This is a genomic window from Ligilactobacillus araffinosus DSM 20653, from assembly GCF_001435375.1.
GTDB classification, from domain to species: Bacteria; Bacillota; Bacilli; order Lactobacillales; family Lactobacillaceae; genus Ligilactobacillus; species Ligilactobacillus araffinosus.
In genome coordinates this window covers 42,216-59,785 of sequence record NZ_AYYZ01000002.1, presented here as the reverse complement: position 1 = coordinate 59,785, position 17,570 = coordinate 42,216, and the positions used below count along the sequence as shown (strand labels likewise).

The following is a 17,570-nucleotide window of genomic DNA, read 5'->3' as shown; positions in this document are numbered from 1 at the left end:
CTATTTTAATTAACTATCTTAGTTGCGTTTCCATATGATTGCTCCTGCTGTTGCCCAAAGAATTATAATGCAGCTGTGGCTTCACTAGTTTGTGAAATTCCATGACTATAACCTAAAACTTTTTCTGATTCACTATTATGACGTGCGCCTGTTACAACAGCCTTCTTGCTTGATACTTTGCTGCTTGAACCTGATTTACTGCTGATGATGAGTTATTTAAAATTGTAAATTGAATCATCTTTGATGAACTTCCTGTAACCGCTAAAGGCTACTACCGTATCTAACTTTACTACTGCTTACACAGACAACTGATATGCTAGAGACAAAAAATACCTCTTTTTAATTTTATTAAAATTCCCCTAGATTTGTTTTGATTGAATAAATCACTCAAGATTATTGTAACATCTAAAATACAAATCCCCCCATAAATATCTTTTATTTATTATTTTTAATATCTCTTAACAATTTGACTATTCGAATCATATACGACTATTTCTGGCTTTTCATAGCCATGAAATTAATTGCTTTACATAATTAAAAAAATTCCATGACTATTAAGTCGTGGAATTTTTTATTAGACTTTAGAATTAGTATGTCCTTTCTGATAAAAAGCAACCAACTTTTTTATTACTAGCATAAAAATAACTGTTACTATACATCCTAAAATGTTATTAAAAATTCTCAAAATAATACTTGCATTCGCACCATATAGAGATGTTGCCATCATCAATGCCCCTAAACAGTTGAAAACTGTTGACCAGCGATATGTTGCTGAAAAGCCAACAAAAAGTCCACCTAATGGTCCAATTAAAATATTAAACTTTGCCGGGAAAATCGTATAAATTACACCAAACAGCAATGAGCCAATTACAATCCCAAATATTCTCTCTAAAACCCGGTTGTTAATATTAACATGCCGAATTTTTTTACTTTCAGGCTCATATATCGATAAAATCGAAAGTGCTGATATTCCTAACCAAAAATAACGCGGAAGTTTGCAAAATTGTCCAATAAACAACACCAAGCTAATTCCAAATGCTAACCTTAATTGCCACTGGGTGACCTTATTCTTTAAAGAAAAATGTTTTAAAACGTCTCTAAACTTTACATCTTTATTTTGATTAGCATGATGGACAATAAAAATAATACTGCAAATCACAAAACCAATGGCAACTTCAATAAATCTTAAATGGACTTCTCTTATGTTTTGAGGAGGCAAAAATGTTGAAAACAAATAGGTATCCACGTAAACAGCAACATTTCCCATTTTTGGATTATCACAAGTTACAAAAATAATGAATAACAAAAATCCAAAATTAAGAACGAATCCTAAAAAAGGATTAGCTTTAGGAGCCAATAAACTATCAAATGCCACAATTACACTGATCAAAAACATGTTAAATATACTAGAAAAGATGTTATAGCCGTAATTTACAAACCTTGATTGAAGTAACAGACAGAAAAAGCCGACTGCTACACTTGAATTGCCCTTCCCAAAAAGTAGCGTGGCTCCAATTACAAAGATCAATGCAAAACATACAATTAAAAAGCTTCTAAAAAAAAGAATAAACCTTAAGTAATTTCGCCGATGTAAATCTTTTTCTTCTAATATTTGTTGTTTCAACTGTTGCGGTCCTAATTGCAATAGTTGATAAAAGTTCATATTAACATCTCCTAAAAAATATTTCGTAAAGTATGATAACACTAAATTAATTAATATAAAGTAATAATTACTATCCAATAAAATTATTTTATAGATACGGCAAAAAATAAATTAATCAAAATTAAAAAGCCAAGCCTTAAATTTAAGCTTGACTAAAAGATTAATACCTTTAAGTGCTGCAAAACTACTTTTTCTTTACCATTTTAAAAATAAAATCCAAACTTGTGGGTTTTAAGATTAAAATCATTACTATATAAATAATGACCCCGGTGATCACTTCTAACGCCAAAGTAATTATACTTGTATGCAGTTTAATATTCATTAAATAAACGGGAATAAACATTACAACGCCAGCAACTAAATACTTAAATGTATTTTTAAACATTTCCGTAAAGTGAATTTGCTTACGTACGGCCCACATTTGATAACCAGTCACCACCGCCTCTGAAGCGACCGTTGCCCACATTGCTCCATTAAGTCCCCAAAAATCAATAAAAATAAAGTTTGCTACAAAGTTAAAAACAGCGCCTAAGACAATTGAAGTTGTAAATTTCTTTACTTGATTAGTTGGAACAAGATACTGTCTTCCAATTGTATTACTCCAAGCAATTAAAATAATAACTAGTGATTCGATCATCATTGCAGGACCAACCGGCCAGAACCCTTTCCCATAGAAAAAGGGGGCTAGATTCGTTGAAATTGCTGCAATTCCAAACGTCATTGCAAATGCTAAAATTGAAAGAATATCAAATGATTTATATAACATTTGATGCATCTTTTCTTTATCGCCTTTCACAAACGCCGCCGACATATGCGGTAACATTACTGTACCTAAAGACGTAGCTAGTGATAAAACCATTTTAACTAAGTTATCAGAATTTTGATAAAATCCGGAATATTTAGTTCCCATCATAACCCCAAGCATTGTTTTATTCAGTTGCAAATAAACTGACGTTGCAATCTGCGGAATAAATAAACCAATTGTCGGCCATAAATGATGCCAAATATGAATTGACGTGAACTTTATTGGAACAAGCATTTTTCGCAAATGTGGCCATAAAGTTAAGTTTCCTAGCACATTAGAAAATGCATTAATAAAAATATAAAGGCCTACATCGCTTGGCTTTTTAATTAAAATAAAAATTAATGCTAACGTCAATAATCTAACTAATGTATTTCGTAATACGGTTCGTTTAAAGTCCTCAACCCCTTGATATAACCATGATACGTCAAGAGCGGCTCCAATAACATTCAATGATTGAATCCATAAAAAAATCGTATAACGATCATAAACATGCAGAAAAATTACGAATACAAAATACGCAAATGTCGTTGTAAAGAACTTCAAGCATTGAATTTCCCAGAACGTTTGCGACATTTTCTTCGGATCTTCACGCACATAGGCAATTTCCCGTTGACCATACATCGCAATCCCTAAATCAGCCATCAATACGAAATACTGAATAATTGAGTTGGTATATGCATTGTACCCAACCCCCGCCGGATGAAGAACACGGCTGATGTACGGTGCCGTAATCAACGGTACAATCAAGGCCAAAATCTGGTACCCAGCATTATATAAGTAATTCTTTAAAACTTTCATCTAATCACCTATAAAAGAAGAGAGCGCGGTAAGCCCACCTACTCTCTTCCTTAATTTTATTTTCAAATCAATTATTTTCCAAATTCTTGTTCGACAGTTACTAAAGCAGCACCAATAACTTGGTCCATATTGTAGTAACGGTATTGACCTAACCGACCGCCAAAGATGACATTGTCAGCTTCGTTTTGAGCAAGTTCAACGTACTTCTTGTACAATGCGTTGTTCTTGGAATCATTGATTGGGTAGTATGGCTCGTCACCACGGTGCCATGTTGCAGGGTATTCCTTGGTAATGACTGTCTTACCCTTGTCACCCCTCCCAAATTCAAAGTGCTTGTGTTCAATGATCCGAGTGTAAGGCGTTTCCTTATCTGTATAGTTAACAACGGCATTTCCTTGATAATTGTCAACATCGAGTTCCTCGGTTTCAAATCGCAAGCTCCGGTATTCCAATTCACCTAACTTGTAGTCAAAGAACTGATCGATCATTCCGGTGAAAACGACCTTATCGTAATCCTTCAAGTATTCATTCTTCTTGTCGAAGAAGTCGGTGTTTGTTTCAACCGTGATATTGTCATCATCTAACATCTTCTCAACGATTTGCGTGTAACCGCCGATTGGAATTCCTTGATATGTATCGTTAAAATAATTGTTATCGTATGTAAACCGAACTGGGAGCCGCTTGATGATGAACGGTGGTAGTTCCTTTGCATCCCGACCCCATTGTTTTTCAGTATATTCCTTAACAAGCTTCTTGTAAATGTCCGTTCCAACAAGTGAGATAGCTTGTTCTTCCAAGTTTTCTGGCCGCTTGCCGTTCAAGACTGCCCGTTGTTCTTCAATTTTCTTTTCAGCTTCTTCAGGTGTGATTACGCCCCAAAGCTTGTTGAAAGTATTCATGTTAAATGGCATGTTGTAAATTTCGCCATGGAAGTTTGCAATTGGGCTGTTTGTGTAACGGTTAAATTCAGCAAACTGGTTTACATAGTCCCAAATTTCCTTCTTTGAAGTATGGAAAATGTGAGCTCCATATTGATGAACTTGAATTCCATCAACTTCCTTTGTATAAATATTACCTGCGATGTGGTCCCGTTTTTCGATTACGTGAACTTTGTGACCGCGTTTAGCTGCTTCATGAGCAAATGTTGCGCCAAAAAGGCCGGCACCAACAACTAAATAATTTGTCATTGAGTTAAATCTCCTTCGTTATTGTTTTTTCACTTATCAAGACTAATGTAATACTAAGTAATTATTGATAATCTTGCTTGCTTTGTCAAGATTTCTCAAAAAATTTAAAGCTTTTTGGAAATAATTAGAAATTAAGATGCACATTTTTAGGTTGAGTTTCAACTAAAACTTTTCCATTTCGAACTGAATATAAAACTTCAGCATGTTGATTTAGTACATCATAGAAATTTGGACCATTAACGATCAAGAAGTTTGCTGGTTTACCAACTTCAATGCCATAATGATCGGTAATATGCAATGTTTTGGCCGCATTCGTCGTGACAAACTGATAAGCATTTTTCAATTCAGTATAGCCCATCATATGACCAACGACCATTCCCATATATACCGGGTCAAGCATATTGCCGTCACCCATTGGATACCATGGATCTTTAATGTCATCCTCCCCAAACGAAACATTGATTCCAGCATCCCGTAATTCCTTAACGCGGGTCATTCCCCGCCGTTTAGGATATGTATCGAACCGACCGCCTAAATGCGTATTAACCAATGGATTAGCAACAAAATTAATATGCGAAAGTTTAAGCAGCTTAAATAATTTGAACGTATAGGCATCGTTGTATGATCCCATCGCCGTTGTGTGACTGGCAGTTACTTTGTCGCCCAATCCAGTTTCATAGGCCAAAGTTGCTAAGGTTTCCAATCCCCGCGCTTGCGGATCATCAATTTCATCACAGTGAACATCGATCAATAAGTCATTTTTAGCAGCCAAATCAGCAATAAAATGCAATGATTCAACCCCGTATTCACGGGTAAATTCATAATGAGGAATACCGCCTAGCGCATCCACGCCCATCTTAACGGCTTCTTCCATCAACTCTTTTCCATGCGGAAATGATAAAATTCCTTCTTGCGGAAAGGCAACCAATTGCAATTCTACAATATCCTGCATTTCTTCCTTAACTTCAAGCAATGCCTTTAAAGCCGTTAATTGCGGATCGGTTACATCCACATGACTTCGCACAATCTGAATTCCATTTGCAACTTGCCGCCGAATTGCCTTTTTAGCCCGTTCCTTAACATCTTCAATTGATAACGTTTCTTTGCGTTCAGACCAAATGTTGATCCCTTCAAATAACGTCCCAGTCTCGTTCCAACGTGGCTGACCAGCCGTCATAGTTGTATCCAAGTGAACGTGTGAGTCTATGTACGGAGGTAAAACTAAGTTTCCATTTCCGTCAATCACCTGTTCATTTTCATTCGGTTTTAATTCCGCTTGAATCGCGATAAATTTTCCATCTTCGATTCGCAAATCGACATTCTCATTTTTTTCCGCTAACTTAACGTTTTTAATTAACATCGATCATTATCCTCTTTTCTTTAAAATCCACTGCTGTCCAATTCCATATAAAAGTCCACTAATGATCATTGCAATAAAGGTTGCCCCCGTAACATTCATGATCACTGGCACATGTTGAAGAAAATTGTAAATTACAATTCCTATAATCCATACCGCAAAGGCAAAGTAATTAACTCCGCCATGATACCAATTCTTCCCGTTAACCTTTGTTAATTCATCAATTTCGTATTGTTGATGGTGAACTACATAGAAATCGGTAATCATAATGCCAATCATCGGTCCTAAGATCATGCCAATGTAATTCAAGAACGCCTCAAATGTATCCAAGAAACTGCCAACAATCAACGGAATAAACGTTACAAAGGTAGCAAGAATCGTAACGATCCATAATGCCTTGCGTAATTTGATTTTATGGAAAAGGTTATTTAACGCCGAGGCCGCTGCCATCAAGTTGGCTGCATTTGCTGTCATACTTGTTAAAACAATGACGATCATCGCTAATATCCCTAATCCAAGCTTATTTGCAATCGTACTTGGATCAGAATTATTCGGATTGAATTGACCTGATGTAATCGCAATGCTGATCGTGGAAACGACCCCGATCAATGCAAACCACAGAACGCCAATCAGGGCACCCCAGAATGAAGCGTGCGTTGCTGCCCCTTTCTTGGCCGTAAACCGGGTAAAATCAGCACCGGCTGTGACCCAGGCAAGGTTAAAGGCCGCTAAAATATCCATTGCATGCCCAGTTTTCAATTGTTCTGAATGCGGAACAACCCAGGTTACCAGTTGGTGAAATGAAACCGTCCGGAAAACAACGATCGATTCCCAGATCACAAAACCGATTACAAAGATGATTCCAATCCGTTCGATAATTTGGACTGAGCGTTCTCCCATTGAAACACTGATCAGGTGCAAGACACTCATTACTAACACTCCGACAATCACGCCGAAAATTCCCGTATTTGAAGTTGCATTATACGTCTTCCAGCCAAAGAAATCATGGAAGAGAATACTTAACGATGTTGCCGCAATAAAAGTATTTACCGCTGTCCAACCGACAAACTGAATCACATTGATCACCGATGGCACGTAACTGCCACGAATTCCAAATGAACTGCGGGTCAATGCCATTGTGCTAATGCCGGTAATGTATCCCATTAAACCAACAAGCGAAAGTAAAATATATGACAACACAGAGGATGCAATTAAAACTTTCGTTGCAAGCACAAGGCCGCACGCAGCAACAACCCCGCCAATGTACCACGTGCCATTATTTGCATTCGCACCGATCCACGTTGCAAACATATCCCAGCATGACATATGCCGGTTCTCAATCGGAATCTGTTCAATCGGATACACCTTCTGTTTTTTCATTAATTAACCATCCTTTCTCATTAAAAAATCGGACTACTGGCATTCAAATCCAATAGTCCGATTAATTAGCTAAATATTTATTATTCGTCTATGTTGTAAAATGAATGCTCACTGACATCCTTTATTTTGCTTTACGAATTATTATTTCATTTTTTATTTTAAAATTCAATTATTATTTTCGTTTCTTTGAAAAGAATGCTCTTCCTGAAACGATCATAATTGCTAACCCCACTAGACTGTATACCCAAGTATACGAATCCATCCGGGTTGCTGGTAAAATACCTTGAATCGGTAATGTGATCCGGCGAACATTTGAACCCGGATGAGCCGCATTCCAATGTTTCAGCGTCAATCCTTGCTTTGAATTGTTTGGAGTTGCCGCTGATCCATGGATTGTCCCATGAAGCGCTGATGTATCCAACTTCTTTACAGCCTCAGCTGCTTTTGAATTTGAAAAATGCATCTCATGCTTTAATGATCGAATCTGTTGTGGATTCAAATGAAGACTGCCATTTTGCTGTGAAACCTGCCAAACAGCACTCTTGGTTGCTTGTTTCTTTGGCAAACCAGCAACGCTTTCCTTCCACGCCAAATGCGATTCAACCTTGACATTCGTTTTAACTGCTTTGACTGTTTTGGCCTTTGCAGGCTCATCTTTTGTCTTAGTATTCTTGTGCGCTGGTTTTACCTTTTTGGAAACATTTGGCAATTTCTTTGAAGAATGATCGATCTTTGCCGGAACCTTTAACATTGATGAAGAATGATTTAAATTAATTGAAAGCGAGTTTTCCTTTACCGGTCCTGGTTCAGGAACCGGAACAACGATAATGATACTTCTGCGCGAATGGTGCCCATTTTCCCTCACTGAAGATGAACAATTACTCCGACTGGTTGATTTTTCTGAACACCAGCCCGAATGACGATGAGGATCTTTATCCGTACTTGATGCAGAAATAAGTGATGAACTCGGACTTGACTTCGAGTTTACTGAAGAGGAAGACTCTTGTCCCGGCCCGTAATCAATGATAATTTCTTTTCCATGAGATGATGAGCTCGAAGACCGTGAAGAGCGATTCGCTGTTGAACTCAAAGATGAAAAACTCCGGGTAACGACTTTTCCATCTTCTTCATCTGATAAACTTGAAGAAGATGATCTTAAGTTTAATGACGAGGTTGCCTTAATTGATGACGAGTGGGTGTCAATCGATAAACTTCCAAGGTTGTTATCATTTCGGTTTGATAATGAACTTGAGAAACTGATACCCGGTGCAACTGGAGCCTTTGATGCGGTGTTCCCGATGCATCCGCCTGTCATTCCGCCACCAATATCGATTGCGTCGCCAGCACTGACTGCTCCAAAGTCCATGCTACCAACGTCAGCAATAATTTGGGCAACTTGACCGCTATTGGCATCGGCCATAAACGTAATTATTCCGTAATCGCAACCACACTCGACAGTTAAGGTTGCGATTTCTTCTTCATGGTCAACGATCTTGATGGTCAACGTTTTTCCAGTGTATTTTCCATTTGGAAGAAGAATCTTGACCTGATCACCTTTCTTAAAGTTACGAATCCGAGGTGACCACAGAATACATTTCCCACTCTCTGAATTTTCAATATTAGCTTCGTTTAACGATGAATTTTGAATTAATTGACTAGCTGTAGAAGGCATTAAGTCAGCGTTTCTACTTGAACTATTTACACTTGCAGCATTTGTGCTACCAACGACCCCAATGATTGATAGTAGCAAGGTAAAAAGAACAATTTTAGTTTTTTTCATTCTAACCATCCTTTTTTACCGTTCAACTCTCTATCATCATTTTACCCATATTTGTTGATTTTGGAAACTTAAAATTCGAGTTTATATTTTTCTTAAGAAATTTTACCGATTAGAAACGATTTCTTCACTTTGTTTGTAAGTCGCATATTCATATAATCCTCACCCAACTAAGCCAAAGAAAATTGGCCCGAATGCTGTCCACAAGGCAGTTGAATAATCATGTTGCAAAATCAGCTCAATACATGTAAAGATAATACTTACCACAATTACGATTCACACGATAATTAAAACGATCCATGTTGTTGATTGCTTTTTACAGAAAACAAACGGACCGTTGATGTCCTTCTTCATCTTAAAGAACGGGAAAGCTCCCATCAAGAAGGGGTGATGAAATATTCATCATGTCTGTCAAAAAAGTAAAAAGTGTACTGGCTGCATCTCCACCAAAGGTAACAAATAAAATGATGTCAATTACCACAACGGCTTGCAACCACATGTCGTTTAATCTTGTCAATTTTTCAGCAATAAATACGTATCGCAACCGAGAACAAATGACTTGATTGGTGAATAAGTCATCATAAATGCTCCGCGATTCCAACTAAAACATCAGTTAATCTGGCAAAGTAAGCAAACGCTAAGCCAATTCCTTGAATTCCGCTGGCTGACATTCCAAATGCTTCGCCAAATTCAATCCCCTAAGTTGTTAATAAAGATTGCATATACAAAAAATGAAATGATTGTTGCAATTGGGCTTTGGAAACTGGCATTCGATGAACGCAAAAGGTTATTCGTCCCCGGAATGCTTTAAGCCTATAACCCTTGGATCAGCACAAAAATACTTAATAGACTAAATAAAATCGAAATCGCAAATGCAACAATCCCACCAATACTTGCAACCTTGGCAATCTTGTCAATCCCGCGGCTAGCCGCAAACGTAACAACTAAAATGAGCATCCCCACCACTTCGGTTGATGAAACCAGCCAAATAACCCATGAGGCAAGCCAAATAAACGCCCCAATAAAGACAAATTTTTCATTTGTTAAGCTGCTTAACCATGAGTAGATTTCACCTTTTGCTTCCAGAAATGAAGCGCCATATTTAACAAACATCAACGCTGACGGCAGGAAAAATAAAAGCTCTGCTAAAATATACTAGATCCCACTGGAATATCCCATCTGGTAAAACGCCGTGAGCGAATTACTGAATCCAAAAATTGCTGAGAAAATTATTAAAAAAGCTGCCATACTTAATTTTATTCTGTCCGGAATTGTCGACTATTAAAATCATTTCCTACTTGACTAAATTTTTTATATTACGGTTGTAATCTGTTTTTAATCTTTTTGAATATTTATCTAAATTTATTGCAACTTGCTTCAAAATCAAATAGTAATTCAATTTTACTTGTGCTAAAATCGCTTTATGACTTAAAGGAATAAAGAGGGATCCCTTATGCAAGCTGTCTTAATTTTAGCTCATAAGAATTTTGATCAAGTTGCTCAGCTTTCAAAACTATTGCAACAGAAATTTGAAATTTATATTCATTTTGATAAAAAATACAAACTGACTGCTCAGCAGGTTGAGTGGCTGCAAAAAAATTCGATTCATTATATTTCAGAAATTGAAGTCCACTGGGGCGGATGGTCGATTGGCGAAGCTGCTTTTCGGTTAATGAGACTTGCTTTAAGCAATCCACAAATTACTCATGTTCATTTAATCTCCGGACAAGACTGGCCAGTAATGAATATTGATGACCTATATAACTTCTACGAAAATAATGACCATATTTACTGTGTCTATCACAAAGCCAGTGAATATCGGATCACCAACGAGCTACCTGAATGGTGGCAAAAGTTCTACTTTAACTACGACACCGTGAACCGGCGAACATTCTTCGGCAAATTTTACCATCGTTTCTTACTATATGGTCAAATGTTGTTCCATATTAATAAACTCAAGAAGCTTGGAATCAACTTAGAACTTTATCACGGCGCTAACTGGTGCGACTTGCCCCGTGATGCGGCTCAGTATTGTATTGATTATATGGATAACCATCCTGAATTTATTAAAATGCTTAAAACTGGTGCATTTTCAGATGAATTCTGGGTCCAAACAATTTTGTGTAATAGTTCTCAATTTCAACCGCGAATCGTAAATGACTTCCATCGGTATGTTAAATGGGAGCATCAAAATGGCGGTTGGCCGGCAAATCTTGATAACCGTGATTTTGAATTGATTATCCAAAATCCTGATTACCAGTTCGCCCGTAAATTTGAACCAGAATATTCAACCGAGTTGATTCAAAAACTAAATCATTACTATCATAACGACTAAAAAATGATGTTGGACATTTCCAACATCATTTTTTAATTATTTTGGTGTGCTAAATCTTCAACCTTACGTAAAGCCGTCTTCGTATAAAAGCCATCACGTAATTTAGTTGCTAAGTTTTCAGCATTATACTTCAATTCTAAATACTGATCTTTCGTTACGTTTGCCAGCACATCATCGATCTGATTCAAATCATCAATTACAATTCCAACATTGTGCTGTTTAATAAAATCAGCAATTGCGGCCTGACTCCATGTAATGACTGGAATCCCTGAACTCAAATAAAGCGATGTTTTATGTGGATTATTATACCGCATATAATTTCCATCGATTCCAGAACATTCAGTCAGTGATTCACCATCCCAAACAAGGCCAAAGTCTTCATTTAAGAAAGCAGGAATCTCTTCAGGAGTCTTACTACCGCGATATTCAATCGAATCACCGTATTCTAATGGATTAACCCCGTAAACAACAAACTTGGTCTTCGTATTCAACTTTGTCAAAAAGACCGGTTTATATAAATTACCTGCAAAGTTAACATTCTTATCAAAGTTCTGCATTTCATTGATTGGTTGTGGGTTAACGTAGTCAAAGATTTCAAGGGAAATCATTGGAACTTTGACACCATTATCTTGCAGCCACTTTTTCATTTTTTCGTTATGAACGATCAACCCATCAAACTTATTAAAGAGAGTGATTTCATTCTTTGAAAAATCTCCCTGATTTAATTTAGCCGTTTCATTTGTCCGCAAGGTCTTAACATCGTGAACCAATAAATAAAACGGACAATTATTGTATTTTTTCAGTTCGTGCAGTGCAATGTAACTCATAAACCGATTATATCCAGAATACTGAAAGACAATTAATTCCGGATCAAGTTGGTAAAATGACTTTAGCTGCCCACTGATTGCTCTAAAAAGGTATGACAACCGCGCCTTCTTCCCTTGAGGATTTTCAACCACGATACTTTGGTAGCCTTGATCTTGCGCAATCGTAATAATGTCATCTTTGGCCTTTGAGCCTGCTGTATTAGCCTGGTTCGTTTGTTCTTGAACTGTTACTAAAATCTTCGTCATTTTACATTCTCCTTAATATCAGCTTTTTTAATTATAGTTAATTATTTAGCAAAAGAAAAGAGGTGCAACATAATGTCACACCTCATTTTTATTCAAATTAAATCAAATTTCCAACCCGATCAAAGGTATATTTCTTATCATCGATCGTAATTGTTGTGTTTTTAACTTGTGCACCCGTTACCGGATCAAAGTATTGTTTATGGCCATCAATTACTTGCCAACCATAAACCATGTTACCAACGCCATTGTAGTAAACTTCTTTATTTTGATTGGCAATCCAAACATATTGGTTCTTGGCTTGCGCACCGGTGACTGGATCGAAGTATTGCCACTTACCATTGATCTTTTGTTGGCCGTAGACCATGTTGCCTAAACCATCATAGTAGACTTCCTTGTGTTGGTTACCGATCCAGACATATTGGTTCTTGGCTTGTGCACCAGTGATTGGATCGAAGTATTGCCACTTGCCGTTGATCTTTTGTTGACCATAAACCATATTACCTAAGCCATCGTAGTAGACTTCCTTGTGTTGGTTACCGATCCAGACATATTGGTTCTTGGCTTGCGCACCCGTTACCGTGTCAAAGTATTGCCACTTGCCGTTGATCTTTTGTTGACCATAAGCCATGTTACCTAAGCCGTCATAGTAGACTTCCTTATTTTGATTTGCAATCCAAACATATTGGTTCTTAGCTTGGGCACCCGTTACCGTGTCAAAGTATTGCCATTTACCGTTGATCTTTTGTTGACCATAGACCATATTGCCATTGCCATCATAATAGACTTCTTTATTTTGGTTACCGATCCAAACGTATTGGTTTCTTACAGCCTGACCGTTTTTATAGAATTGCCAATGACCATTTACAAATTGTTGACCATTCAATGCTGCTTGACCGCCACGCGCAAAAATACTTGGATTATAGCAGTGACTTAAATCAAATGTATAATCAATTCCTGGGCAATGACCATTATCGCTATATTGCCATGCTCCATATTGACTATTCCAATAGTTCGTTGGTGCATACGGGTACTGCGCCATCCAAATCTTATTATGTGCAATTGTATTTAATACTTGCGGATACTGACTTGCATAGCTTTGATAGGTATAAAGAACCTGATTCGTATAACCGCGGTTACCCAATTCTTTCCAGAAAGCACTCAATGATGAACCAACTTGGTCATTCTTCGTGTAGCCTGATTCCAAGTCACAAATAACGGCCATGTCCTTTGGAACATTTAATTTTTGAAGAACACCTGCTAAATAGTCAGCTTCTTGAGTTGCCTGGTCCGGGTTAGCAAAACCGGCATAATGGTAAACTGCAACATTTAATCCAGCCGCTTCAGCATTTTGAATCTGCTGAGTAGCATATGGATTAATGTAATTACTGTATTGTGATGTCTTAACAATTACATTTTTAATACCATATTTTTTTAACTGCTGGAAATCACTAACTGACATATTTGGCTGATAACTTGAAATATCAACCGTATCAGGAGTTACGTAACCTTGATTTTTGCTAATATCGATGGACAGTGTACCCGATGCAGCGAATGAAACTGGCATAACCTGTTGAGTTTGCGTTGCTGCCTGAGTCGTACTTGTTGAATTCGTTGTTGCCTTTACATTTGAAACTTCAGTCGATGTACTCCGTTTCAATTGAGCATCATTTGCAGGAGTCAAGTTGACTGGAGTTGCTTGACTAACCTTCATGTTTGAATCATTTGAAACTGAAGTTGAATTCTTAACGGCTGAATTTTCACTTTGAATTGACTTTTCAACCGGTGTATTTGAAACTGATTGCGAACTGCTCTTGGCATCCTTTACTAAAGATGATTGCGCAACCTTTGGAGTTCCTTTTGAGCCATTCTTAACCGCTTGGCTGCTTGCCTTTGAAACTTGAGTTGTTGACTGTGTCGGTTGAACCGCAAAATTCATTACTTGAACCTTTGAAGGTGATGAACTAACACTTGTCTTTGCTTGAGAACTTGAAGATTCCCGATTTGCTGATTGATCATTTTCAATTGGAATTGAAGTCTTAGCTGAAGTTAAGGTTGTTGAAGTTTGATTTTTAACATTTGAAACTTCATTACTTTTTACGGTTGCAACAGGTTGACTATTACTTGAACTAACCGTCCTTTCTGAATTGCTTGAACTGTTTGTTAATGAAACTGATGATGATTGAATTGCTTGTTGCTTTTCATCATCAATTGATTGAATCTGTTGTTGGCTTGAAGAAGATGGCGTAGCAGATTGAACCGTATCAGCAGATGCAGAAGTTGTTCCAAGGACCGATAATCCGAAGAAAAAGATTGGGGCAAAGACCCACTTCTTCCCTGCTTTATACATTTTAAAACGTTTCTTTTCCATCATGGTCTCCTCTCACTCTTTTTTTACATATCAGTATTTATTATAACAAAAAAAGCCGATTCCTAAATCGACTTTTTTAATCTTTAATGTTTTTTATGACTGGACATCTGATGAAGTTTCTTTAAACCGTAAAACTTAAAAAATTCGAGAATAATCATTGTCAAAATTGCAACTAGGCTTACAATCGTTCCAATTTTCAATCCTGGAACAACATATTTTAATTGAATGTTATGTTTTCCTGGAGTTACTTTAATTGCAATTAATCCATCCAATGCTTTTCTTACCTTGACTGGATAGCCGTCAACCATTGCTTGCCAAGCCTTATCATACGGAACTGAAGCAATTAAAATATGCCGCTTAAACGCTGCCGTCGTATTCATTTTGATTTTCGGACCATCAACGTTAATTTTCCCAATCCCAGTTACTGCATCTTTTCGAATTTGATGCAACATCGGCTGATTTTCAACTGCAACGTAGATTTTATCTTTGGGTAATGTCGGGTCTTTTTCAGCATTTTTAATTTGAATGTTTAAATGATCTCCCTTATTGAAATGGCCAAGGTAAATAACACCATTTTCACCATAAACATTGCGGTTACTGTAACGGGCAACTTTCCGTCCATTAACTTCAATTGGAAGATATTGCTGATTTCCCGGAATCACATTTTGCGGTTTTGTAATGTAACAATAAACTTCCCCACTACTATTTAAATATCCTTGAGCATAAGCCGTTTTCGCATGTTTTCGAGCAATCAACTCAAATCCTGGTTGGATTCCATACAGCCATTGCTTACCGCTTAGCCGTTTAAACATCCATCCATATGCAATAAATGGATTGCTTTCTGGAACATACGCATACTTGCCATTAAATACAGAATCATGGCCATGCCCATCATAGGCACCAAAAACTAGCGGAAAGGCATTGGGGTTTTGATAAACCACCGTATGTTTGTTTTCCAAGACCGGTTTCAAAGCGGGAACGTTCGCCTGGTTATTGTACGTTGGCATCGACTTGATTTGCTCAGTAGCCTTCAAGATCAAATTATCTGACTTAATAATATATTTGATTCCTAACAAATCGTTGAGCATGCCAGTCGAACCATTATTAAATGCACTCCAGCGAATCCATCCTTGTTTTTGATAAAAGCCTAACGCCGATAAATAATCCGTTTCAGAAGTCGGTTGTTGTGACAAATAAGTTTGGACGCCATTATACCCATATAACAGCGGATCGCACTCGTTGATTTGAGCAGTCGTTCCTACCCGATAAAATGAATGATCATACTGTTTCAACGCATTAGAGACTGTTTGGTTTTCACTGACAACTTCTGAATAAGCATTATTTGGAACCGCATTAAAATCTTGAGTTTGAATCTGTGAGTTATAGGCCAGAATATTTACCAAACTGACACCCATTGCAAGCCACATTCCGGCCGAAATTTGTTTCATCATCAAGCTGAATCCAATTCCAAAAATCATAAGGATCAGGATAATTTGAAGTGCTTGATTGCATTTAAATAATCCAGGTTCCATTCCTTGCAAGCTAAGAATCAGTACTGCCATTGCAGCAATAATTGGTAACAATACCTTTAGCGGTGAATGATTTTCAAAAACCAGCAACCCACGGTACGCAACACAAATCATAAAAAAGGTCAGCACAAATGACTCCCGTTGTGCATAGCCGTTCGGCATTGATAATGAGTGCCAGATCATATAAAAATACAGGAAGTAACTTGAGGCGATCAGTGCCGCCGTTAAAATTCCAGTCAATACTTTCTCACGAATTGTGACTTTTTGAGCAAAAAAGAAGCTGAAAAAAAGAACAACTACCAGTAACCCTGTAAAAATTAATGGGGCTAACTTTCCATCCGGCGCAAGATTTCCGGCTAATAACGAACTCCAAAACGATTGAAATTGATAAACCGGTTTAAATAAATTCTTAGTTGGCATTTGGGCCTGCGCAACATTTTGCTGGGCCAAGAAACTTGGCCACATGACAACTCCTGCTCCTAAAATCGATCCGACCGTCAATCCCAGGACCGTAAGTCCCTTTTTCAAAATTTTCATCCAATTCAACTGACAAAGCTGGTCGATCACCCAAAATAGGGTTAGCAAAAACAGGAAGATCAAAACAATTACTCCGATATAGTAATTGGAAATTAGAAGATACGTTAAGCCTCCCCAATAAAGCCAAGTTGAATTTCGATTACCGTATAAGATTCGATCCAAGCCTAAAACAACCAGCGGCATCAGCACAATTGCATCCGACCACATGACACAGTGCATGTAGTTCGCAAAGAAGGCCGAAAATGGAAAAAGAGTTGCCAAGAAGAGACGCCACTTTTCCACCGTTCCCGTTTGCGGCAATTTTTGATTAAGAAAAACCGACTTCTTTAAATACGTGTACGTTGTGAGTCCAATCAAACCAACATTCACAATCGTATTAATTGCATAAAACAACGGAATATATTTCTCGGGAAATAAAAGCGTAAGAAAATTAAATGGACACATTAAATAATATGCCAGTACTGAGAAAAAATTGCCTCCAATTGAGACTTGATACGAATATAAAAAATTTTGCGGATGCAAAATATTATGTTTGAAGTATGTCATAATCGCGAGATACTGATTGGCCATATCTCCCGTTGCAATCGTATGGTTCCCCAACGGGAATACTTGATGGAAAATATAAAGTCCAAGAAGTAACATACTTGGAAAGATAAAACTTAATAAATATCCATGTTGTCTTCTTTCCTGTTTTCGATGCATCATAACTCGCCCTTTACTGATTATTAATATTAGTTATTATAACCTATATCTAAAAAAGA

Annotated in this window: 11 protein-coding genes; 1 reads left to right on the top strand and 10 read right to left on the bottom strand. The window is 37.3% G+C overall.

The features are described from left to right. Positions 1 to 574: 574 nt before the first annotated feature. From FC64_RS00205 to FC64_RS07535, 7 genes are all read right to left on the bottom strand, one after another. A complete protein-coding gene (locus tag FC64_RS00205; protein WP_057906001.1) occupies positions 575 to 1,663 on the bottom strand; it encodes an FUSC family protein in 1,089 nt (362 codons plus the stop codon). Between the two features lie 184 nt (positions 1,664 to 1,847). Beyond that, the gene (locus FC64_RS00200; protein ID WP_057906000.1) at positions 1,848 to 3,266 is read right to left on the bottom strand and encodes a flippase; all 1,419 of its coding nucleotides are present in this window, start codon (positions 3,264 to 3,266) and stop codon (positions 1,848 to 1,850) included. A 71-nt stretch (positions 3,267 to 3,337) separates the two neighbouring features. Beyond that, on the bottom strand, positions 3,338 to 4,453 hold the full coding sequence (gene glf / locus FC64_RS00195; RefSeq protein WP_057905999.1) for a UDP-galactopyranose mutase: 1,116 nt from the start codon (positions 4,451 to 4,453) through the stop codon (positions 3,338 to 3,340). Positions 4,454 to 4,577: 124 nt separating this feature from the next. Further along, complete coding sequence (gene codA / locus FC64_RS00190; protein WP_057905998.1) at positions 4,578 to 5,813, bottom strand: cytosine deaminase; 1,236 nt, start codon at positions 5,811 to 5,813, stop codon at positions 4,578 to 4,580. 6 nt (positions 5,814 to 5,819) lie between these two features. Then, positions 5,820 to 7,190, bottom strand: coding sequence for a cytosine permease (locus FC64_RS00185; RefSeq protein WP_057905997.1), 1,371 nt, complete (start codon positions 7,188 to 7,190; stop codon positions 5,820 to 5,822). 172 nt (positions 7,191 to 7,362) lie between these two features. Beyond that, complete coding sequence (locus tag FC64_RS00180; protein ID WP_057905996.1) at positions 7,363 to 8,970, bottom strand: hypothetical protein; 1,608 nt, start codon at positions 8,968 to 8,970, stop codon at positions 7,363 to 7,365. Between the two features lie 810 nt (positions 8,971 to 9,780). Continuing rightward, on the bottom strand, positions 9,781 to 10,080 hold the full coding sequence (locus FC64_RS07535) for a hypothetical protein (RefSeq protein WP_420805052.1): 300 nt from the start codon (positions 10,078 to 10,080) through the stop codon (positions 9,781 to 9,783). Positions 10,081 to 10,420: 340 nt separating this feature from the next. Here FC64_RS07535 and FC64_RS00170 point away from each other — a divergent pair, with 340 nt between their 5' ends. Beyond that, positions 10,421 to 11,302, top strand: coding sequence for a beta-1,6-N-acetylglucosaminyltransferase (locus FC64_RS00170; RefSeq protein ID WP_057905995.1), 882 nt, complete (start codon positions 10,421 to 10,423; stop codon positions 11,300 to 11,302). Between the two features lie 32 nt (positions 11,303 to 11,334). On the opposite strand, the gene FC64_RS00165 is transcribed toward FC64_RS00170, so the two are convergent. The 3 genes from FC64_RS00165 to FC64_RS00155 all read right to left on the bottom strand — a co-directional run bounded on the left by FC64_RS00165 (position 11,335) and on the right by FC64_RS00155 (position 17,514). After that, on the bottom strand, positions 11,335 to 12,375 hold the full coding sequence (locus FC64_RS00165) for a glycosyltransferase (RefSeq protein WP_057905994.1): 1,041 nt from the start codon (positions 12,373 to 12,375) through the stop codon (positions 11,335 to 11,337). Between the two features lie 97 nt (positions 12,376 to 12,472). Next, positions 12,473 to 14,743, bottom strand: coding sequence for a GH25 family lysozyme (locus tag FC64_RS00160; RefSeq protein WP_057905993.1), 2,271 nt, complete (start codon positions 14,741 to 14,743; stop codon positions 12,473 to 12,475). Between the two features lie 83 nt (positions 14,744 to 14,826). Continuing rightward, positions 14,827 to 17,514, bottom strand: a complete 2,688-nt coding sequence (locus tag FC64_RS00155) for a YfhO family protein (RefSeq protein ID WP_057905992.1) — start codon at positions 17,512 to 17,514, stop codon at positions 14,827 to 14,829. Positions 17,515 to 17,570 lie beyond the last annotated feature (56 nt).